Annotated in this window: 12 protein-coding genes; 9 read left to right on the top strand and 3 right to left on the bottom strand. The window is 39.6% G+C overall.

What is annotated here, in order from left to right; translation table 11 throughout:
- The first annotated feature begins 10 nt into the window (after positions 1-10).
- Both KZC02_RS11750 and KZC02_RS11745 read left to right on the top strand, forming a co-directional pair.
- Entirely contained in the window at positions 11-2,134 is a 2,124-nt protein-coding gene (locus KZC02_RS11750) for a bifunctional aldolase/short-chain dehydrogenase (RefSeq protein ID WP_221394273.1), read from the top strand.
- Positions 2,135-2,317: 183 nt separating this feature from the next.
- Positions 2,318-3,601 carry a TIM barrel protein gene (locus tag KZC02_RS11745; RefSeq protein ID WP_221394272.1) on the top strand — a complete coding sequence of 428 codons (1,284 nt, stop codon included), beginning with the start codon at positions 2,318-2,320 and terminating at the stop codon, positions 3,599-3,601.
- Positions 3,602-3,789: 188 nt separating this feature from the next.
- Here KZC02_RS11745 and KZC02_RS11740 read toward each other — a convergent pair whose 3' ends face one another.
- Together KZC02_RS11740 and KZC02_RS11735 are read right to left on the bottom strand one after the other, a co-directional pair.
- Complete coding sequence (locus KZC02_RS11740) at positions 3,790-4,809, bottom strand: GntR family transcriptional regulator (RefSeq protein WP_221394271.1); 1,020 nt, start codon at positions 4,807-4,809, stop codon at positions 3,790-3,792.
- 161 nt (positions 4,810-4,970) lie between these two features.
- The gene (locus KZC02_RS11735; protein ID WP_221394270.1) at positions 4,971-6,254 is read right to left on the bottom strand and encodes a DUF6600 domain-containing protein; all 1,284 of its coding nucleotides are present in this window, start codon (positions 6,252-6,254) and stop codon (positions 4,971-4,973) included.
- 308 nt (positions 6,255-6,562) lie between these two features.
- Between KZC02_RS11735 and arfB the strand changes: the two genes are divergently transcribed.
- Together arfB and KZC02_RS11725 are read left to right on the top strand one after the other, a co-directional pair.
- Complete coding sequence (gene arfB / locus KZC02_RS11730) at positions 6,563-6,970, top strand: alternative ribosome rescue aminoacyl-tRNA hydrolase ArfB (RefSeq protein ID WP_221394269.1); 408 nt, start codon at positions 6,563-6,565, stop codon at positions 6,968-6,970.
- A gap of 37 nt (positions 6,971-7,007) precedes the next feature.
- Complete coding sequence (locus tag KZC02_RS11725) at positions 7,008-8,252, top strand: MFS transporter (RefSeq protein WP_221394268.1); 1,245 nt, start codon at positions 7,008-7,010, stop codon at positions 8,250-8,252.
- A 336-nt stretch (positions 8,253-8,588) separates the two neighbouring features.
- On the opposite strand, the gene KZC02_RS11720 is transcribed toward KZC02_RS11725, so the two are convergent.
- The gene (locus KZC02_RS11720; protein ID WP_221394267.1) at positions 8,589-11,624 is read right to left on the bottom strand and encodes an FAD-binding and (Fe-S)-binding domain-containing protein; all 3,036 of its coding nucleotides are present in this window, start codon (positions 11,622-11,624) and stop codon (positions 8,589-8,591) included.
- Between the two features lie 430 nt (positions 11,625-12,054).
- On the opposite strand from KZC02_RS11720, the gene KZC02_RS11715 reads away from it, so the two are divergent.
- From KZC02_RS11715 to KZC02_RS32905, 5 genes are all read left to right on the top strand, one after another.
- Positions 12,055-15,147, top strand: coding sequence for a TonB-dependent receptor (locus KZC02_RS11715; RefSeq protein ID WP_221394266.1), 3,093 nt, complete (start codon positions 12,055-12,057; stop codon positions 15,145-15,147).
- Between the two features lie 70 nt (positions 15,148-15,217).
- Positions 15,218-16,684 (top strand): RagB/SusD family nutrient uptake outer membrane protein, encoded by a 1,467-nt coding sequence (locus KZC02_RS11710; protein WP_221394265.1) that lies wholly within the window; start codon positions 15,218-15,220, stop codon positions 16,682-16,684.
- 139 nt (positions 16,685-16,823) lie between these two features.
- Complete coding sequence (locus tag KZC02_RS11705; RefSeq protein ID WP_229254199.1) at positions 16,824-20,138, top strand: VCBS repeat-containing protein; 3,315 nt, start codon at positions 16,824-16,826, stop codon at positions 20,136-20,138.
- 45 nt (positions 20,139-20,183) lie between these two features.
- Entirely contained in the window at positions 20,184-21,515 is a 1,332-nt protein-coding gene (locus KZC02_RS32910) for a VCBS repeat-containing protein (protein WP_310590434.1), read from the top strand.
- Positions 21,499-23,568, top strand: a complete 2,070-nt coding sequence (locus KZC02_RS32905) for an FG-GAP-like repeat-containing protein (RefSeq protein ID WP_310590433.1) — start codon at positions 21,499-21,501, stop codon at positions 23,566-23,568. The genes KZC02_RS32910 and KZC02_RS32905 overlap by 17 nt, the downstream gene beginning before the upstream one ends.
- The last annotated feature ends 71 nt before the right edge of the window (positions 23,569-23,639 follow it).

Genomic DNA, 23,639 nt, shown 5'->3' with positions numbered 1-23,639 from the left:
AATAAAACATATGAGCATTTCAAAAACAGTCGAGTATAAGTATGTAAGCTATTTATGGGATGAGGAGAAAGCAGCTTCCCTTGGAGATGATCAGGTTGCACTTCTTCTTTACCGTTCCAATTTGTTGGGTGCCGATCTTCGCCTGACAAATTATGCCGGTGGAAATACAAGCTGTAAAACAGTAGAAAAAGATCCTTTAACAGGAAATCCTGTTGAGGTAATGTGGATCAAAGGTTCCGGTGGTGATATTGGTACTTTAACTAGAAGCGGACTTGCCGGATTATATCAGGACCGTTTACATAATTTGAAAAATATATACCGTGGTCTGGAATTTGAAGATGAAATGGTTGAGCTTTTCAACCATTGTATTTATGATCTGAATTCCAAAGCACCTTCCATTGATACGCCTCTGCATGGCCTTTTGCCATTCAAGCACATAGACCACTTACATCCGGATGCATTGATTGCCATTGCAGCATCCAAAGAAGGAGAGGCTATAACAAAAGAATTATTCGGCGGAGAACTTGCGTGGGTTCCCTGGCAACGTCCTGGTTTTGATCTTGGATTAAAACTGGAAAAGGCTTTGGCAGATAATCCGGGTATCCGTGGAATTGTACTGGGTGGACACGGATTGTTTACTTGGGGAGATACTGCATATGAATCCTATATTAATACACTTGATACGATAGAAAAAGCATCGGAATATCTGGCTGAAAATTATGGCAAAAGCCGTCCGGTATTTGGTGGGAAAATTGTTGAAAACGAACCGGCAGAAAAACGTCAGGAAATTGCAGGTAAACTTGCTCCGTATCTGAGAGGCCTGGCTTCGGACAAACAAGCAATGATCGGTCATTTTACGGATGACGAACGTGTTCTGGAATTCATTGGAAGTGAGGATTTGTCTAAACTGGCTCCGTTAGGTACAAGTTGCCCTGACCACTTCCTTCGGACAAAGATCCGTCCGTTGGTATTGGATTTCCCATTTGATAAACTAACTGGAACAGACGCCGAAATCCTGGATCAGATCCGTCCGCAATTTGAAGCATACCGTGTAGATTATCAGGCATATTATGATCGTTGCAAACATGATAACAGCCCGGCTGTTCGTGATCCGAATCCGGTTATTATATTGTTGCCTGGTGTGGGAATGTTCTCTTTTGCGAAAGACAAACAGACTGCACGTGTAGCCGCTGAATTTTATACCAATGCAATCAATGTAATGAAAGGGGCAGAAGCGATTTCTTCTTACGTTTCTTTACCTGAACAGGAAGCATTTGACATTGAATACTGGCTTTTGGAAGAAGCGAAATTACAACGGATGCCAAAGGAAAAAGCCCTTTCCCGTAAAGTCGCTATTGTTACCGGCGGATCGGGTGGTATTGGTAAAGCTATCGCCCAGAAATTTTTGCAGGAAGGTGCATGTGTAGTGATTTCAGATATTGATGAAAACGCGCTTGCCGAAACCAAAGCAGAATTTGATGGCAAATTCGGTAAAGATTTCTCTGCAACAACTATTGCGAATGTACTTGATGAAAATCAGATTAAAAGTGCTTTGCATACAACCAAGCTTAAATACGGAGGAGTTGATATTGTAGTAAACTGCGCTGGCCTTTCTATTTCTAAACCTCTGGCCGAAACTACGATCAAGGATTGGGATATTTTGCAGGATGTATTAGTAAAGGGCCAGTTCCTGGTTTCCCAGGAATCCGTTGCCATAATGCGTCAGCAGGGATTGGGTGGAGATATTGTAAATATTGCAAGTAAGAATGGGTTAGTTTCCGGGCCAAACAATGTTGCTTATGGAACTGCGAAAGCGGCTCAGCAACATATGACGCGCTTATTGGCTGCAGAATTAGGGCCTGACAAAATCCGTGTAAACGTAGTAAATCCTGATGCTGTAATTTCCGGAAGTAAAATCTGGGAAAGTGGCTGGGCAGCTGGCCGTGCAAAAGCATATGGAATCAAGATCGAAGAACTTCCTGCATACTATGCTAAACGTACAGTTTTGGGTGCAGAAATCCATACTGAAGACATAGCAAACGGTGTTTTTGTTTTGGTTGGCGGCCTGCTAAGTAAAAGTACCGGAAATGTAATCAATGTTGATGGTGGTGTACCAGCTGCCTTTGTAAGGTAGTTGAAGTCTAATATTTCAAATGGCTGTAATAAGTATAGCCATTTGAAATATTAAATCTTGACTTCAGAATCCTTTTAAAGGAATATAAAACATTCAAATCTGCTAATAGCCCCGCGTTCAGTCAAAATCTACAATGAACAGGCTAAAAGCTAATTGCTAACTGCCAAAAAAGCTACACAATTTATGAAAATTGAACAATATCAGATTGATCAGCATAATGATAGTTTACTATCAAGGCACAACAATCAGTTTATATTTTTAAAAGAACAGTTAGGTGAACAGGGGATCAATGCGAATGAGATCGTAAACGCATTGCAGGCTTTTCAGGTTGCCATTCCAAGCTGGGCATTAGGAACAGGAGGAACCAGGTTTGGCCGTTTTTCAGGTGGCGGCGAACCACGCTCTCTTGAAGAAAAAGTCGAAGATGTGGGTTTGCTTCACGCATTAAACCGTTCAAGCGGTTCCATTTCTTTACACATTCCCTGGGATATTCCTGAACAGGCGGCGTCCATTATCAGTTTGGCAACGTCACATAATCTTACATTTGACGCTGTAAATTCAAATACATTTCAGGATCAGAAGGATCAGGAGTTATCTTATAAGTTCGGGTCACTTTCTCATGTAGATCCGAAGGTTCGGAAGCAAGCTGTTGAACATAATATTGAGGTAATTAAATATGGTAAGGAATTAGGTTCAAAAGCATTATCAATCTGGCTTTCAGATGGTTCATGTTTTCCTGGTCAATCTAATTTTGTAAAATCTTTCCAGAACACGCTTGAATCTTTGCAGGAAATTTATGCCGCATTGCCGGATGATTGGAAAGTTTTTGTAGAATACAAAGCATACGAACCGAATTTCTATTCTACGGTTATTCAGGACTGGGGTAGTTCATTGTTGTTCTGTCAGAAGTTGGGAGCGAAGGCTGATGTTCTGGTTGATCTGGGCCATCATTTGCCGAATGCCAATATTGAACAGATCGTTGCTACCTTAATGATGGAAGGCCGTTTGGCAGGTTTCCATTTCAACGATTCCAAATATGGCGATGATGATCTGACAGTTGGAAGTATTCGTCCTTACATGCTGTTTCTGATCTTTGTTGAGCTGGTTGAAGGAATGAAACGTGCTGGAAAAGGAAGTGACGGGTATGCATGGATGATTGATGCAAGTCATAATGTGAAAGACCCGTTAGAAGATTTACTTCAGTCAGTCGAAGCAATTTTATTGTCGTATGCACAGGCTTTGCTTGTCGACCGCAACAAACTCGAACAGGCACGTATGCAAAATGACGTTGTTCTCGCACAACAGATTTTACAAAATGCTTTCAGGACTGATGTACGGCCATTGGTACGTGAATCAATGCGGTTGAGCGGTGGTGCTTTGGAGCCGATCGGCTTGTTCAGAAATCTGAAAGTTCGTTCGGAACTGATGAACGAGAGAGGAAGAATAACAGTAGCTACGGGTTTATAATTTAATGATTTTTGAGCTACTTGGTCTTAATTAAGAAGCTTAATAAAATTGATATGATGTTGTCAGAGTGAGCGGAGTCGAACTCCAAATTAAGAAGTTCAAGTTTTTGATATCAAATAATTTAGACTTTTTAGATTGTGGTACGACTTCGCTCACCATGACAAATTCTTAGCAACACCAACAGTTTTTTAAAGCGATTTTCTTTTAATCAGTGTAAAAGGATTTTTGATAATTGCCCTCTTATTTTCATTAATCAGTTCAGCTGCTGTCCTTCCCATTTGCTCATGATCCGTGGAAATAGTCGTAATACCATCCAGTAAAATTTCCTTTAAAGGAGTTTCATTATAGGAAATAATGCCGATGTCTTTTCCAATAACGAGCTGCTGTTCACGGCACTTTTTAATCAGGTTTACCAGATCATTTTCTTCAATTACCACATAGGCTGCATTTTTTGAAACAACACTGTTTTCATGGAAATCGTATATGATCTCGTGTTCGAACTCATGCTGAATACAAAAAATACGAAAGCCTTTAATGATCTCTTTTGGATAGGGAATCATCGTTGGAAATATGAGAATCAGCTTTTTGTAGACTTTAAGTAAGTCTACGGCTTCATTCAGTGCAGCTACAATATCTTTCTCGAAATTCTGAAAAACAGATGAATGCTTTTTACTGTTCAGTTCAACGTCCTTGTCCAGCAGTATCAGTTTTTCAGGTGGGATTAATTTCAGCACTTCTATTGCTTCTTCTGCTTTTTCATAGAAATGAGGCATAATTACATAGTGATCGTATTCGCCTAAACTATTCTTAATCAGGTTTTTGAAAATATTTATATTGGAATGATGAATGTGCAAATCGACATTTACATTACGACCCATATTTTCAACAAAAGCGTTGTATATCTGTTTTTTATAATTGCTTATTTTGTTAAAAACCAATAAGATCCTGACTGTGTTTTCAATGTCAACACGGTTGATGAAATAACCTTTTCCACGAACTGAAATTAAAACACCATCCTTGATCAAATGTTTGTAGGCTTTTTCAACAGTATCTCTTGACAAAAGATATTCTTCGCTCAATTGGTTAATTGATGGAATTTTGTCACCTCTTTTCAGTTTCCCTTTGCTGATTGCCTGCAAAAGGGATTTGATAATCTGCATGTATTTCGGTGCACTCTCCTTGAACTCGATATCAAATTGTATTTCCATTATTACTAAAAAGGATTAGAAACATGCTAATGATCTTTTTTGAGATTTGATAAATAGCAGTCTATTGATAAGAGACAGAATTAACCAATAATTACCCATTTTTTATATTAAAAACCCGTTAAGAATATTTCCTAACGGGCTTAACTACATGCAATCAATAATTATCTGGGAGATCTTCCGCTTCTTTCAGAACGAGAGTTTCCTCCTGAATTGTCAGATCTTGATGACTCACCACGTGGAGCCGCTTCTCTTGATCCCGAATTTCTTTCCGCTGGTGCAGAACGGACAGCCGGAGCACTTTCCTGCGTTCTGCCGGAATTTGAACTTCCGCCTCTGTCAGATGAACGGCCCGATCTGCTGCTTTCCGAATTGTAAGAAGGGCTACTTGTTCCTCTGTTAGGTTCTACACTTGGCGAATTGCCTTGTCTTGCAGGTTCGTAATCACGGCTGCTTCCGTTATTGGATGGCGAAGTTGCAGGGCTGTTTCTTTGTGCAGGACTGCTATAAGGTGAATTACGTTCAGGAGACTGGTAACCACCATTGGATGAACCCGTTCTTCCGGAATTTCCACCTGAATTATTCCCTGATGGGCTATTTCCATTTCTTCCATTAGGAACTCCGTTGTCATAACGATCTGCATTGGATCTTCCTCCGTTATTATATCTTGAATCATTTGTACTCTGTCTGCCATTGCGCTGATATACAGGTCCGTTATGGTCGGGAGCATCATATCCTCCATTTCCACGGCTGGAACGATCTGTAATAACACGGCCTCTCTGATTCATATCTATCTGACGAACAGGTACGTTTCTTCTGGTTACACGTTCAATTTCATCACGTCTCGGTCCATAAGCGTAGCTGCGGTTGTTGTGCTGATAATAGTTGTTGATAATCGTGGTCTGATTATAAATATATGAGACACGATTACGTGGAGCACAATAGTTGTACCAGCTACGGCTTGCAATGTAACGCTGCGGAACAAACACCCACCAGAAAGAAGGAATATTTACTGAAATATTGATGTTCATGCCAGGACCCAATGGAGCCCAGCCATAATACTCACCGCCAGTCCGCCAATTTACCCAGGCTGGCCCCCATTCATAACCAGGAATCCAGAACCAGCCGTTATAATCATCATAAGACCAGCGGCCATAGTGAAATGCTGCCCATCCCCAGTTGTAATCCGAAACCCAGGTGTTTCCAAATTCTGTTACTTCCCAATAGCCATTGGTAGAATAAGGCTGAAAACCAGGATCAACATATGGAGTCCAGACAGAACCATATTGCGGTGAATTGATCCAACGCCCGTAAGGAGCTAATTCATTGTAAAAAGTCTGGAATGAAATAGAAGCGCCGGGTTGTGCCTCTACCTTTTCCTGTGCCGACAAACCGGAAAGCAGAAGAAGCGATAAGCTGAATATCCGGAGTTTTTGCATGGTGTTCATAGCTATATAGATTAATTGTTTTGTTCTGAAATTAAATTCGATTGTAAGACTATCCTTTTTGTTGTTGGTTTAACGACCTTTATGTGAGTGCAGTATCTGATGCAATTTGTATAATGATCTGATTATTTTTTAATTGGTTGTAATGAGACTAACATTTTTACATAAGTAACTGTAAAAGAGAAAATTGTATTTTCTTTAAATCGTAAAATGTGTTGTTTAAATCAGAGCTACGACATCCCTGAAGCGTAAATCCCCTATATTGGGGTAAGAATATTAACAACACATTAACAATATTTATAAATCGAATAATGATAAACCCGGAAATCCTGCACCCTGAACTTGTTTTTCAAACAGCCCGAAGCGGGGGAAGCGGTGGCCAGAATGTGAATAAAGTAGAGACAAAAGTGGAATTGAGATTTGACATCCCAAATTCTGCAATATTAACCGATGAACAAAAAGAGACACTTTATGAAAAATTGAACAATAAGCTGACAAATGAAAAAATATTGCTTTTGTATCACCAAACAGAACGTTCGCAATTAGCCAACAAAGAAAAGATCATTGTTAAATTCAACGATCTCATCCGAAAAGCTTTTACTGTACAGAAAAAAAGGAGGCCAACACGCCCGACATTGGCTTCCAAAACAGAAAGACTTCAGACTAAGCAGCGTAATTCAACAGTTAAATCCTTACGCAAAAAGCCTTTTGAAGAATAAGGTTTAAATTAATACGGACATCACTCCTTTATAGAATATGAATTCCATCAGTACAGATAAATCTGTAAACATCAGTTCCGTACTTACTCTTCCCGTTATAGTCGCCTCACTGGGTTATTTTGTAGATGTTTATGATCTGCTGCTTTTCAATATTGTCCGGGTGCCAAGTTTGAAAGATTTGGGCCTGACCGAAGATCAGATTTCAACTATTGGAGCTCATATTTATAACTGGCAGCAGGCTGGTTTATTGATCGGAGGTTTTCTTTGGGGGATATTGGGAGACAGATTAGGGCGGCGTTCTGTACTGTTCGGTTCTATTTTAACTTATTCTCTTGCGAATATTGCTTGCGGTTTTACCAATAACATTGAAGTTTATTCTGTTTTAAGGTTCATTGCCGGTTTCGGGCTTGCAGGAGAATTGGGTGCAGGAATTACTTTAATTGCAGAGATCCTCCCAAAAGAATTAAGAGGTTATGGTGCTTCGGTAGTTGCCAGTGTGGGTTTGGCAGGAGCAATAGCAGCCTTTTTTGCTGTAAAACTTACCGACTGGCGTACAGCATATTTCATCGGTGGCGGAATGGGTTTGGTTCTTCTGGCTTTACGGGTAAATGTTTTGGAATCCATTATTTTCGATCTGAGTCTCAAAAAGAGAAATGCCAAATCAGTACCATGGTGGACTATTTTTACTGATCGCTCACGGCTGATACGATATATCCGATGTATGGGAATTGGTCTGCCTACTTATATGGTCATTGGTATTTATGCCACTTTTGGTAATGAATTTGCAAAAGCGCTTGGTATTCCGGGCGATGTCCAGGCTGGTAATTGTGTGTTGTATACGTATATGGGCGTTGTGAGCGGAGATTTTTTCAGTGGTATTTTAAGTCAATGGCTTCAATCCAGAAGAAAAGCTATATTATTAATGTTGACCATGACATTTATTGGTGCAGTCTGGTTGATGTACGGAGGCATTCAGACGACCACGACACTTTATATCTGTTATGCCTGGCTGGGATTTTCAATTGGTTATATTGCTATGTTCCTGACCACGACTGCCGAACAATTTGGTACAAATCTGAGGGCAACTGTTACCACATCCGTCGCCAATAATGTGCGAGCAACTGTACTGATCACATTACCTGTTTTTCAATTCCTTAAACCTGAATGGGGCGTATTACAGGGGGGTACTATTATTGGTATAATTTGTTTTGTTCCGGCACTGCTTTCACTTTGGAAAATGGAAGAAACGTATGGGAAGGAACTGGATTATGAAGAAGTTTAGTTTTTTTGAGGTATAAGTTGTTTTTGGGATTATATTGATGTTGTTGTAGCATGCCTCTGGCATTTGGGGGAGTTCCAGTATCTTTTGATGGTACCAGTACTGTATGCTCAGGCTTTAAAGAATATTTGCAATTCAATATTTGATTTTATCTAACGATACGTCAATATTTAATACACGAAAGTATTGTCATATCTTCCTAAAATCGCGTAGCGATACAATATTGGCGTTCTGTCGCGCGGTAGAAAAATTAATAGTTACTGTTCCTCCAATCCCGCAGGGATGCAACAACAATTATAACATTAATAATACCAACAAAACCACAATCCATCCAACTGCTTAAATCAACGCATCCCATAATATTTCTGCCGGATGTAATGCTTTCCGGCCTGTTCCATCATGAATCTGGTGGCGGCAGCTTGTTCCTGGCGCGGCGATAATTACCTCTTCGGGCTGTTGACGAACGGCCGGAAATAACACCAGTTCACCAATCTGCATGGAAATATCATAGTGTTCTTTTTCATAGCCAAATGATCCTGCCATACCACAGCATCCCGATGGAATAAGCTGAACCGTATAGTTTTCAGGCAGTGACAACATTTTTTTAGTGGGAACCATACTGGAAATTGCCTTTTGCTGACAATGCCCGTGCAATTTGATCAGTCTTTTTTCTTTGGTAAAAACATCCTTTGAAATATGCTTTAATTCAATTTCACGTGCTATAAACTCATCAAATTGTAATGCATTCTGAGCCAGTTTTTTTGCATCTTCAACCAATTCGTCACTTACCAGATCCGGATATTCGTCACGGAAAGTCAGAATAGCGGAAGGTTCAATACCAACCAACGGTGTATCATAAGAAATAATATCCTTCAGAAGCCTGATATTTTCTTCTGCGATTTTCCTGGCGTCTTTTAATAATCCCTTAGAAAGCTGAGGACGACCAGATGGCCCATGCTCCGGAATTACAACTTCATAACCGAGTTTTTCAAGTGCCAGAATTGATTTCTTACCAATTTCTACATCATTATAATTGGTAAACTCATCACAGAAAAGATACACTTTTCCTGGAGAGTTGCCAATTGAAGAACTGGTTACATTCATGCCTTCCCTGCCATTGCCAATTTTCCTTTTACTTTCCTTATTCCACCAATTTTTTAACGTAGTTTGATGTAAAAGCGGCATTGTTCTTTCGGGGTGGAAACCAACAATACGGTTCGCAATTTTACGTAATGGGGCATTTTTATAAATAAGATTATAAGCCCATGGCACATAACTTGCTAATCCTGTCATGGCAGAAAAGTTTCCAACCAGCCACGAACGGAACGGAACACCATGTACATCATGATATTGCTGTAAAAATTCCATTTTCAGTTTGGCTACATCTACATTGGAAGGACATTCTCCCTTACATCCTTTGCATGCAAGGCACAAGTCGTACACTTCTTTTATTTCATGATTATCAAACCGGTTTTCCTTTGGCGAATGCGTAAGCATTTCACGCAAAATATTGGCGCGGGCTCGGGTAGTGTCTTTTTCATTGCGGGTTGCCATGAAACTCGGGCACATTGTACCACCGCTCATTTCCGTTTTCCGGCAGTCACCCGAACCATTACATTGCTCGGCGTGCTGTAAAATATCCTGGTCATGAAACCGAAAATAAGTCTTAAACTCCGGCGTTTTCTGATCAGCTTCGTAACGCAGAAAAGTATCCATGGGCGCTGTGTCCACAATTTTTCCCGGATTGAAGATATTGTTTGGATCCCAGGCCTTCTTTATTTCTTTAAAAAGCTGGTAATTATGTTCACCAACCATTTTAGGAATAAATTCACCACGAAGACGCCCGTCGCCATGCTCGCCGGAAAGTGAGCCGTCGTATTTTTTGACCAGTGTTGCAATTTCCTCCGCAATCATCCTAAACTGACGATGGCCTTCGCTGGTTTTAAGGTTAATAATAGGACGCAAATGAATTTCGCCGGTTCCTGCATGCGCATAATGAACAGCAGACATACCATGTTTTTTAAGAATAACATTGAAATCACGAATATATTCTGGCTGGTCGTACACATCTACCGCAGTATCTTCTATGACTGCTACCGCTTTTTCGTCACCCGGAATATTAGATAATAATCCTAAACCAGCCTTTCTTAATGTCCAGATCTTCTTGGTATCATCGCCAAAAAGAAGTGGATAATGAAATCCCATTCCGGCATTCTGCAATTCGAGTGTCATCTCTTGTGCAAGTGATTCAACCTCTTCTTTGGTCTCCCTTGAAAGATCCACAACTAAAATAGCCGGGAATGAACCATCAGGCTTATTTTTTACAAAAAATGCGTTTTTCTTTTGTTCTACATTCATGGTGGCGCATTCCAGAACGTAATCATCAATCAATTCAACTGCCTGCGGACGGTATTTCAATGTAAGTACCGTAGCCCGCAATGCCTCATCAATCGAATTACAATGCACACAAACCAATCCTTGTGTTTTGGGTGGCAGTGGTACGAGGTTAAGTTTGATTTCGGTCAGAAAACAAAGCGTTCCTTCTGAACCTGCGATCAGGCTGCACATGTTAAATGGCCTGATAGGATTTTGAGTACCATCAGCAGCCAATACCTGGAAAGGTTCTGTATTCAGGAGCATATCCAGCGCATAGCCCGTATTCCTCCTTTCTATACTTGGTTTTGGGAAATTCTTCCTGATTTCAGCCTGGTTTTCAGCCGAAGAAAGTATTTCATTGGTCTTCAAATATATTTTATCAACCAGTTGTGCACTGCCATTTTTCTGTGCTGAGGCGCTTATTAATTCCTTGTAATCTTTAGATGAAAGGCTTTTGAATTCAGCATCTGTCCCATCAGCCAGTATTGCTTTTACTTCCAGCGTATGCTCCCGTGCACTTCCATATATAATAGAGTTAGATCCGCATGAGTTATTCCCAACCATTCCACCAATCATGGCACGGTTCGCTGTTGAAGTTTCCGGCCCGAAATACAGGCCATATGGTTTCAAAGCCATATTTAATTCGTCCCTGACTACGCCGGGCTGCACGCGTACCCAATGTTCCTCAGCATTGATCTCTAAAATTTTGGTAAAGTTCTTGGACACATCCACTACAATTCCACTGCCAACCACCTGTCCTGCGAGCGAAGTTCCGGCCGTACGGGGGATAAGAGAAACCTTATGCTGGCTTGCAAATTCAATCAGGTGTTTGATATCAGCAGTTGTTTTCGGGATAGCAACTGCCAATGGCATTTCTCTGTAGGCAGAAGCATCAGTGGCATACAAAGTACGAATTGTATTGTCATGAAAAAGGTCACCTTCGAGTTGATTGGCAAGCAAGGTTAAATCAGTATTGGAAACAGAAGACAGCAATGTCATAAATAGCGAAATGGGGAATTAAATCTGGCTCAAAGTTACGAACAACACTGCATGATCTGAAGTAAATTGTATCAGAACATTTCTGATAAATAAACCGCGCAGTTTAAACTTTTATTGCTATTTAGGCGTGTAGTGGCTTATTTGTATTTCTCCATTGTCAATTTTGTATTATAAACGGACAAAATAAGCTAAATAAAAAATACTTAAAATTTGTCACCATTTTGTGTTTAGCATATTTGTATTATCCGGACTATTTATATTAATTTGTCGAACCGTTTGTATAAAAATTTTATTTTTTCATTGATTAGTTCATAAAAAATTGCGTATATCCATCATCGATTAGGCACTTTTTTTGCTTTGAAACCGGAAATTTAAAAATGATGTCAATCGGTTTTTTTACACATACAAATACCAAATATTTTTCAAACCTATGATGAAATTATCCTTAATGGGCCATCGTCAGAATGATGATTTAAACGCAAGAGGAAAACAGGGAAAAGAAACCTGGAGTGCCCGCCAATCCGGCCTGGCAATCTTGTTGTTTGCATTGCTTAGTATTACAACCAGCGTATTTGCGCAGGAGGTAACAGTTACCGGGAAAGTGACAGATATGAAAGGTGATGGATTACCCGGCGTATCTATTACAGTAAAGGGAACTACAAAAGGTTCCAACACAGACATGGACGGAAACTACACAGTTTCTGCTTCTCCAACTGAAACACTTGTATTTAGTTTTATTGGTTTTTCTTCAAAAGAAGTGCTTGTAGGGAATCAGTCGAAGCTCGATGTACAAATGAGCGATGACGTAAAAGCACTTGAAGAAGTCGTTGTTGTTGGATATGGTACTGCGAAACGTAAGGATGTAACCGGTTCGGTTCAGTCTGTAAGCGCAAAAGATTTTAATGCAGGTATAAACCCAAATCCATTACAGGCTATTCAGGGAAAAGTAGCTGGTCTGGTAATTACCCAGCCTTCTGGTGATCCTAATTCAAATCCTACTGTTCGTCTTCGTGGATATACTTCTCTTGCAGGTGGCAGTGATCCATTATATGTTGTTGATGGTATTATCGGTGTTCCTATGAACACAATTTCGCCTGACGATATTGAATCAATGGATGTACTTAAAGATGCATCTGCATCTGCTATTTATGGTTCACGTGCTGCAAATGGTGTAATTATTGTAACAACAAAAAGAGGAAAGTCTGGCCGTACGACGGTTTCTTTCAACAATTATGTTGGTGTTGAAACAATATCTAACCGTCTTGATTTACTTAACGGAGATGATTACAGAGCTCAGGTAAGCAGAATCGCAGGTGATGCTTCACTTAGTGATAAGCAAAAATTCCCGGTAGATGCACAGGGAAAAGGTTACAGTACTGACTGGATTGACGAAATATCCAGAACAGGTATTACTAACAACCATGATCTGGCTATATCAGGAGGTTCTCCAACATTTTCTTATCGCGGTTCCCTTAACTTCCTAAATCGTCAGGGAATTATTAAAGAAACAGGTTTTGACCGTTTAACTGGCCGTATTAATTTGGATCAGAAAGCGTTTAATAACCGTCTTAACATTCAATACAGTTTGTCAGTTACAAATACCAATAGCAAGATTGCTGATGGTGATATCATTGTACGTGCTACAACTTATCTTCCTACGCTTCCTGTAATTAATCCTGCAACTAACGGATATTATGAAATACCAGGAAGTTTTGATTTGTACAATCCGGTATCAATGTTGAGGAATCAGAAATTTGAAGGTAGTCGCCGTGTGGTTATTGGTGGGCTTAACCTGAAATATGAAATTCTGGATGGTCTGACAGTAGGTGTAAACGGTGCTTTAAGAAGCGATGATTATAACGAGGGGCGTTCGAGAAACAGGGCTGCAAGAGGATATGAATCAGTAAATGGCAGAGCTGAGCAAAAATTGGATCAAACTACTGATAAACTTGTTGAATTAACTGCCAATTATCTGAAAGGCTTTGGAGAGAAAAACAGTAATTTTTCTTTATTAGGAGGTTATTCTTATCAGGATGTAACCAACGATGGTTTCAATGCTAATAACAACCAGTTTGTTACTGATATTTTTGGATATGACAAATTAGGTAGTGGTGCAGGTACTTTGATAAGCCCTAATTCTACTTATACCGGTTCTTACAAAAACCAAACAAAACTTGCTTCTTTCTTTGGAAGAGCTACTTTGAATTTGAATGAAAAGTACAATTTAACAGGTACTTTACGCTACGATGGTAGTTCTAAATTTGGTGCAAATAATAAATGGGCACTTTTCCCTTCTATTGCAGCTGGCTGGACAATTTCAGAAGAATCCTTTTTTCCTAAATCCAATACTTTCAATTATTTGAAATTGCGTGTTGGTTGGGGGCAAACTGGTAACTCAGAAGGTATTGCACCATATCAATCACTTAAATTGTATGGTATAAAAGATAATTATTATGACGGAAGTATTGATAATTATTTGCCAGGATATGCTGTAACACAAAATGCTAATCCTAACCTGAAATGGGAAAAACTTGCACAAGCTAACATAGGACTTGATTTTCAATTGGTAGGAGGAAGATTCTCCGGAACTGTTGAATACTACAACAAAACTACGAGCGACATGTTGTATCCTTACTCTGTACCTGCTGACGGTGTAAAGTATTATACGGATAGAATTATTGCAAATGTTGGTAAAATGCGTAATTCAGGATTTGAACTTTCGTTTGGTGGTGATATCGTAAGTAAAGATAACTTCACATGGACAAGCCGTGTAGTAGGCGCTTACAATAAGAATACTATTGTTTCATTGAAAAATGAGGAGTTCAATTCAGGACGCGTTCTTTTTAATGATTTCGGTGGAAGAGGGTTATCAGATGTATATGCTTCTGTATTAGAAGAAGGACTTCCTTTGGGAACATTCAACAACGTACCTGAATTTGTCAGATTCGGAACAGATGGTAAAATGTTATTTAAATCTGCTGAGACAGGAGATACTACAAGTATACCAGGTTCTGCTCAGGTTGGATTTAAAGGAAATCCTCAGCCATTCTTTACCGGTGCGTGGATTAACAATTTCAGATATAAAAACTTTGATCTTAGTTTCCAGTTCAGAGGTACTTTCGGTAACAAAATCATGAATAACATGCGTGCGAACTTGTCTCTTCCAGGATCAATTCTTCAGACTAACATGTTGAGCAGTATCAGTGATCTGCCAGCTAATTACAGCGCAAGCCGTATGTCTGATTACTGGATGGAAAGCGGAACATTTGTTCGTCTTGATAACTGGCAAATTGGTTACAACCTGCCTATCAAGGATAAATACATATCCAATGCAAGATTCTATGTTGGAGGTAATAATCTATTGATCATTACTAAATACAAAGGTATTGATCCTGAATTACAGGTTAAAGGGGATCTTCAGGATAACGGAACAAATCAACGTCCTAACCGACTTGGTATTGATGCAACCGGTATCTATCCTAAAACCAGATCAGTACAGCTGGGAGTAAACCTTACATTTTAATTTACCAACAAACCATTGAATGAATTTTTGAAAAAAGATTTGTTTAAGACTTGATAAAATAATTGAAAATATGAAAGTGAAATATAAATACTTACTTTTTGGATGTCTGTTTGCGGTTGCTGGCCAGTCGTGTACGGATTTGACTGAAAATACCTACGATGTTGTTCCTACTGACGAATTCGGTGGAACAGCAGGACAACAGGCTGCATTGATCGGGCCGATCTATAATAACCTGGGCGGTTATTTTGACAAATACTGGCAAATTGATGTTTCTACTGATGAAGCGGTAATACCAACAAGAGGTGGTGACTGGGGAGACGGTGGTAAATGGGTGCGTATGCACGAGCACAAATGGGAAACCAATGAAGATCTTTTCAATAATATCTGGAAGATGTGCTATGAAAGTATTACTGCTATTAACAGTCAGTTAGGTGCTCAGACAGATCCTGGGCTAATTGCAGAGCTGAAAGCATTACGTGCGTTCTATCACTACATTGCAATGGATCACTTTGGTAACGTTATCATTGCAGATCAGCTTGGAGGAACTACTCCAACTCAAAAAACAAGTAAAGAAATGTACACTTGGATTGAGAGTGAATTACTTGCAGTGTATCCGAATTTGAGCGAAACAGCGGGCGGTGCTTATTACGGACGTATGAACAAATATGTTGTTGATATGATTCTTGCGAAATTGTACCTGAATGCTGAGATATATACCGGTACACCGCAATGGCAGAAAGCAATAACATACTCTGATCATATCATTGCTTCTAAAAAGTATTCATTGGCAGCTGACTTCTTTAGTGTATTTTCTATTACAAACCAGAAGTCTCCTGAAATTATCCTTGCAACACCTTTTGATAAAGACAAAAGAACCGGATTTGAGATTCAGAGATACACTTTGAATTATCTTAATCAGCTGACTTACAGTTTGTCACAATCTACATATAATGGTGTTGCGACAACGGCATCGTTTTATCGTTCATTTGCTGATGGTGATTTACGTAAAAATATGTGGCTGGTTGGTCAGCAGTATACTGCTGCAGGAGAACCTATTAATGATCAGGGTGTTCCTTTTGCTTACACAATTGATATACCTGCATTAGTAATGCCTGCAGGTGTTGTTGCCCGTAATGCAGGGGTAAGAAGTGTGAAATATGAAATTCAGAAAAACAATCCATCCGGAAGCCAGGACAACGATTTCGTGGTATTCCGTTTAGGTGATGTATATCTGATGCGTGCAGAAGCTAATTACCGTTTAGGTAAAACAGCTGCTGCCCTGGAAGATGTTAATGTGATTAGAACAAGAGCTGGAGTTCCTAACTTTACTACATTAACAGACGATATTCTTTTGGCAGAAAGAGGCCGTGAAATGGCTTGGGAATATCACCGTCGTCAGGATCTGATCCGTTTCAAACAATTTACTAAAGCCTGGGATTTCAAAAGTGTTACTGCTGCTACAAGAACATTGTTTCCGATTCCAGCAGTTCAGATTGGTTTGAATCCAAATCTTAAACAAAATCCGGGTTACAACTAAATAATAGTTAATCATATTCTGATATTATAAAAGAAGCAAGCTTATTCAGGCTTGCTTCTTTTACATTAATTAACTTTGGTACGCATAACCCAATATGGTACTTTAAATGATTGGCAGCATAAAGCATTCAATATCTTCATTGTATATTTTTTTACTGGTGTTACTGGTTACGGGCTGTAACACGGATGAAAAAGATGCGCCTGCTCTTTTTGAAGAAATGTCGCCGGGCTATACCGGAATTGAGTTTGCCAATGAAATAACCAGCAGTGAAAATCTCAACATATTCAATTACCGTAACTTTTATAATGGTGGCGGTGTGGCAATAGGGGATATTAATAATGATGGACTACCCGATATTTATTTTACGGCTAACATTGGTGAAAATAAGTTGTATCTGAACAAGGGTAACTTTCGCTTTGAAGATATTACGGAAAAGGCAAAGGTTGGGGGAAAAGGCTCATGGAGTACAGGTGCTGCGTTTGCAGATGTAAACAGCGATGGATTACTGGATTTATACGTGTGCAATTCAGGTCTCGAAAGCAAAGGACGCGCTAATGAATTGTTTATTAATAAAGGAAATCTTCTTTTTGAAGAATCTGCTGCAGTTTATGGGTTAGACGATCATGGATATTCAACCCATGCTTCCTTTTTTGATTACGATCATGACGGCGATCTGGATATGTTCCTTCTGAACAATAGTTTTATTCCGGTAGGACGATTGGGGTTTGCTAACATCCGTAATCAGCGGGACACAGATGGTGGTGATAAATTGTTCAGGAATGATGGAAACACTTTTAAGGACGTGAGTGCGGAAGCCGGAATTTTCGGGAGCCTGATCGGTTTTGGGCTTGGCATTGTTGTTGGGGATGTAAACAATGATAACTGGCCCGATATCTACGTTTGTAATGACTTTTACGAACATGATTATTTGTATATCAATAACAGGAACGGGACTTTCACGGAATCAATAAAAGAGGCTACACAGCATATTAGTATGACTGCAATGGGAGCAGATATTGCTGATTTGAACAATGATGGGAAATTAGACATTTTCGTCACGGATATGCTGCCTGCCGCCGACCGTAGATTAAAATTAACTACGACGTTTGAAGGGCATAATCTGATGGAACTAAAGGTTTCTCGTGATTTTCATTATCAGTACATGCAAAATACTTTCCAGCTTAACCAAACAGATGATGCAGACCATAAAACCTGGTTTAGTGAAATAGGCCGCTTTGCCGGTACCTACGCTTCCGACTGGAGTTGGGGACCGCTGATACTGGATCTGGATGCGGATGGCGAAAAAGATATTTTTGTGGCAAACGGGATTAATAAGGATCTGACAAATCAGGATTTCGTTCAGTTTTTTGCCAATCCTTCCAACCTTGCAGAAATCAGCAGGACAAAGAAACTGGATTATAAAATGCTTCTTGATAAAATGCCTTCTGAGCCTATTGCCAACTATGCATTCAGAAATAATGGGAACCTGACTTTTACCAATAAATCCGAAGAATGGGGACTGTCTAATCCTTCATTTTCCAATGGTTCTGCATATGGTGATCTGGACAATGACGGCGATCTGGATCTGGTTGTTAGTAATGTAAATAAAGAAGCATTCGTATACAGGAACCGGTCCAATGAGAAAAAAGGATTTCATTATGTGAAATTTAAACTGGATGGAGAAAATGGCAACAAATACGGTATTGGAACAAAAGTATATGTCCATCAAAGCAAAAAGACACAGATGTTACAACAAACGTCCAGCCGTGGATTTCAGTCATCTGTTGATATGCAATTGGTTTTTGGATTGGGCAGTAATCCGGTAATTGATTCAGTAACCGTTATTTGGCCTGATGATAAAAAGCAGGTATTGAATAATGTTAATGCCGATTCGTCTTATGTTTTAAAACAAAAGGGTGCAGGAATTCTTTGGATTGCTTCTCATAAAAAAATTAAAACGGCATTCGCGGACGTAACTGCTTCAAGCGGAATTGATTTTGTGCATAAAGAAGCCGATTATGTTGATTACAATACAAACCCTCTGATCAAACAGATGTATTCCCGGTTTGGCCCGGCGTTGGCGGTTGGAGATGTGAATAAGGACGGATTGGATGATGTTTATGCGGGAGGTGCAACCGGGCAGGGTGGAAGATTATATCTTCAAAAGCAAGATGGGAACTTTGCTGACAAAACCCCGGAAATTTTCCTTAAAGATATTACTTCGGAAGCGTCGGATGCCATGTTCTTTGATGCAAATAATGATTCAAACCTGGATTTGCTGGTTGTATCAGGAAGCAACGAATTTAAGGCTGACGATATTAATTTGCAGCCCAAACTTTACCTGAATGATGGTAAAGGCGGTTTTACAAAAAGCAATGGTTTTCCCGATATAAAGATCAATGCGTCCTGTATTTCTGTTGCCGATTTTGACAGGGACGGAGATATGGATGTGTTTATCGGGTCAAGGCTGATATCCGGCCAGTATGGTTTAAATCCTGAAAGCTATTTACTTGTGAATGATGGTAAAGGGAACTTCAAAAACAAGACAAAAGAACTTATTACTGAAGGGCAGCATGCAGGAATGATAACCGATGCAACCTGGGCAGATCTGGATGGAGATCTTTTCCCGGAATTAATTCTGGTAGGAGACTGGATGCCAGTGATGATCTTTAAAAACAACAAAGGCCATTTAAAGTTAGAAACCGATAGTAAATTTAAAGATACTGGAGGCAAAACTTATAAAACACACGGCTGGTGGAACACGGTTGAAGTCGCCGATATGGATAATGATGGTGATATGGACATCGTTTTGGGAAATTTAGGATTAAACTCCCGTTTGAAAGCGTCGCAAAGTATGCCTGTTGAAATGTATGTTAAGGATTTTGATAAAAACGGCGTAATAAAACAAATCATAAATAGTCCGGATGAAACGGGAGTTCTTTTTCCAATGATTATGAAACCCGACTTGCTTAGGGCAATGCCTTCCTTAAAAAAGAAATTTGTAAAATATGAAGAGTACGCAGGCAAAACTGTTCAGGAAATATTTGATGAGGATGATTTGGAAGGCGCTTTAATTAAAAAAGTATATACCTCTGAGTCTGCTATTTTACGTAATGAATCGAAAGGTGCTGCTTTTACTTTTTTGCCGTTACCATCAGAAGCGCAGTTCAGTCCGGTTTATGGCATTGTACCTTTAGATTATGATTTTGATGGAAATACGGATTTGATGTTAGCAGGTAATTTCTTTGATGTACTTCCTGAAATTAGCCGTTATGATGCCTCAAAAGGATTGATACTCAAAAATAATAAGGGCATTTTGAAAGTTAAAGGTCCATCCGAAACGGGTTTTTGGGCTGATGGACAAATTCGTACTTTGAAAAGACTGAAACAGGGACAACTGATCCTTGGCAGAAACAACAGTACGATCCAGGTATTTAAGCCTGTGAATAAATAATTGATATTTAATTAGAAACCTCTTTTAACAAACTGAAAAATCATAATGAAAGGGATTAAGTTTAGCATATTTTTAGCTGTTGTTATTATACTTCAGGCTTGTCATTCTAAACAAACCAAGCAGGACCCGCCACTTTTTGAACTAAAAGATTCTGTTGCTACCGGGGTGAACTTTGTTAATCAGCTCAAACCTGATAAACAACTTAACATTATGGATTATCTCTATTTCTATAATGGAGGAGGTGTGGCAACGGGCGATATTAACAATGATGGTTTGACGGATGTATTTTTTGTATCCAATCAGGGTAAAAATAAGCTGTATTTAAACAAAGGAAAAGGAGAAACCAACTCTTTTCAATTTGAAGATATTACAGAAAAAGCCGGGGTTTCAGGAATTGCAGACTGGCAAACCGGTGTGACGATGGCTGATGTAAATGGGGATGGATTGCTGGATATTTATGTTTGTGCGGTGGGCAAATTCAGGGATTTGAAAGGCAAAAATGAGCTTTACATTAATAACGGAAATTGGACTTTTACCGAAAAAGCAGCTGAATACGGACTGGATTTTTCAGGATTCTCAACACAGGCTGCTTTTTTTGACTATGATCAGGACGGAGATCTGGATTGTTACTTGCTGAATCATGCTGTTCATACTTCTCTAAGTTATGATAAGGTGACCACGCGTACACTTCGCAACAACGAATCGGGCGATTATTTGTATGAAAGCCAGGTCAGTAATGTAAAAGGAGATCCTTCAAAACCAGTTAAGTTTATAGATGTAAGTGAAAAGTCCGGAATTTTTGGCGCTGCCATGGGATATGGCCTGGGTATTGCTGTTGCCGACCTGAACAATGATGGCTGGGATGATATTTATGTTTCCAATGATTTTCATGAAGATGATTATTGTTATATCAACAATGGGAACGGTACATTTCATGAAAAAGGTAAAGAAATGCTTAGGTATACAAGCCGTTATTCCATGGGAAATGATATTGCCGATGTTAATAATGACGGTTATCCGGATATTATGACACTGGATATGTATCCGGAAGAGGAGAAAATTGAAAAATCCTCAATTGGAGAAGACCCGCTTGATATTTATCTGTTCAAATTATCATTTGGATATATGCCTCAGTTAAGCCGGAACAGTTTGCAGATTAATTTATCGGGTAAAAAATTCATGGATGTCGCAGCATTGGCCGGAGTTGCAGCAACGGACTGGAGCTGGTCGCCTTTATTGGCGGATTATGATAACGACGGAATTAAAGATTTGTTTATTAGTAACGGAATTGCCCACCGTCCTAACAATCTTGATTATACTAAATATATCGCCCACGAAACAGAACAAAATTTAGTTGCAAATGCTGGAAGCATTTGATGCCGCTGCAATGGCAATTATGCCGGAAGGAAAGGTTCATAATTATGTTTTTAAAGGTACTAAGGAATTATTGTTTCAAAATAAATCGCTGGTTTGGGGGTTCGAAAAAGAAGGGATTTCAAATGGAGCCGCCTACGCGGATTTTGACAATGACGGAGACCTGGACCTGGTAACAAATAATCTGAATGAGCCATCGGTTTTTTATGAAAATCAAACTAACAAGCAACAACCTGAATCGGGATATTTGCGCGTAAAGCTGGAAGGTTATCCAGGTAATACCTTTGCTCTGGGCGCTAAAGTTGTTATCAAAAACGCTGCCGGAATGCAGATGCAGCAATTGGCCAGTACGAGGGGTTTCGAATCATCGAGTGAGCCGGTTATTCATTTTGGAGTAGGAAAAGAAAGGATAACAGATAGTCTTATTATTGTCTGGCCTAATCAGCATATGCAGGTTTTGACGCAGGTAAAAGCTAATCAACTGCTTAAAATCAAGTATTCAGCTGATTTAAAACCTGTACAACCCGCATTATGGATTGTCAAAAGACCGGATCCGAAATTGTTTGAAGATGTTACCGAGCGTTTCAAAATTCCGTATAAACATCGGGAAAACCAATATTACGATTCGTATCGTGAAAGCCTGATCCCATTTTTAGTGTCAACGGAAGGTCCCAAAGTAGCGGTTGCAGATGTGAATGGCGATGGGCTGGAAGACATGTATGTAGGTGGTGCGAAATGGCAGGCAGGATCACTATTTCTGCAAAGGAAAGACGGAAAGTTTGTAGTCAGCCCACAAGCTGATATAAACGCAGATTCCACATTTGAAGACGTAGATGCTGTATTCTTTGACGCAAATAAGGACGGATTTAAAGACCTCTATGTGGTGTCGGGAGGCAATGAGTTTTACGATAAAATGCCTGAGCAGTTTGACAGGTTATACCTGAATGACGGGAAAGGTAATTTTAAAAGAGAAAGGAGTGCGCTACCGCCGATGTTTGATAATAAATCATGTGTAAAACCATTTGACATAGATAATGACGGAGATCTGGATTTGTTTATTGGCGGGAGAGTAGTGGCTTTTAAATATGGAATTGCCCCGAATTCTTACATCCTGATCAACGACGGGAAAGGTCATTTTACTGATAAAACCGTTCAACTGGCTCCCGGTTTACGTAATATAGGTATGGTTACGGATGCGGTATGGGCCGACATGGATGGAGACAAACAGAAAGATCTTATTGTTGTAGGTGACTGGATGCCGGTAACCGTTTTCCTGAACAAAAAGGGGAATTTGAAGTCTGAGCAATCCGGTAAATACAAGGCTCCGTCTGGTTTCTGGCAATGTGTAACTGCGGCAGATTTTGATCAGGATGGAGATATGGATCTGGTAGTAGGGAATCTGGGGGCTAACAACAAATTCAAGAAACAACCCAACTCGCATCTTAAAATGTGGGTAAAGGATTTTGACAATAATATGGGCCTTGAACAGGTGCTTGCTTACAGTGTTGATGATAATTGGTACCCGGTTGCATTTAAGGATGAATTGGGAAAACGTATTCCTTCAATTATCAATAAAAGGTTTACCGATTATAAATCGTATGCAGGAAAAACAATTGACCAGCTTTTTAAAACGGAAGAGTTGAAAGATGCAAGACTGGTGGAGGTAGATAAATTTGAATCTGTTTATCTTGAAAATAAGGATGGTGGTTTTGTTGTACATGATCTGCCAAATGAAGCCCAGGTTTCAAAAATATTTACATGGGCAGCAGCGGATATCAATGGTGACGGTAAGCTTGATTTATTAGGAGGAGGGAATTATCTGGGTGTGAGCACCTATCAGGGACGCTATGATTCAAGTTACGGTTTGGTGTTGATCAACAAAGGGAAAGGTAATTTTGAATCGCTTTCGCCGGTTGAAACAGGATTTTTACTGAATGGTGAAATACGGGATATCAAATCGTTAAAAGTTGGTGCTGATCAGGTGTGGGTAATTGCAAGAAATAATTTGCCGCTTACAATGATCAAAGCATTGGGAGTTAAGAAACCGGTTATGTGATCAATTCATTGAAATACTATTTCTGACAATGCATTTCGTATTGGCAGAAATAGTATTTTCATTTCACGATG

It is taken from the genome of Dyadobacter sp. NIV53, assembly GCF_019711195.1.
Taxonomy (GTDB): Bacteria; Bacteroidota; Bacteroidia; order Cytophagales; family Spirosomataceae; genus Dyadobacter.
This window is presented reverse-complemented; position numbering and strand designations above follow the sequence as displayed.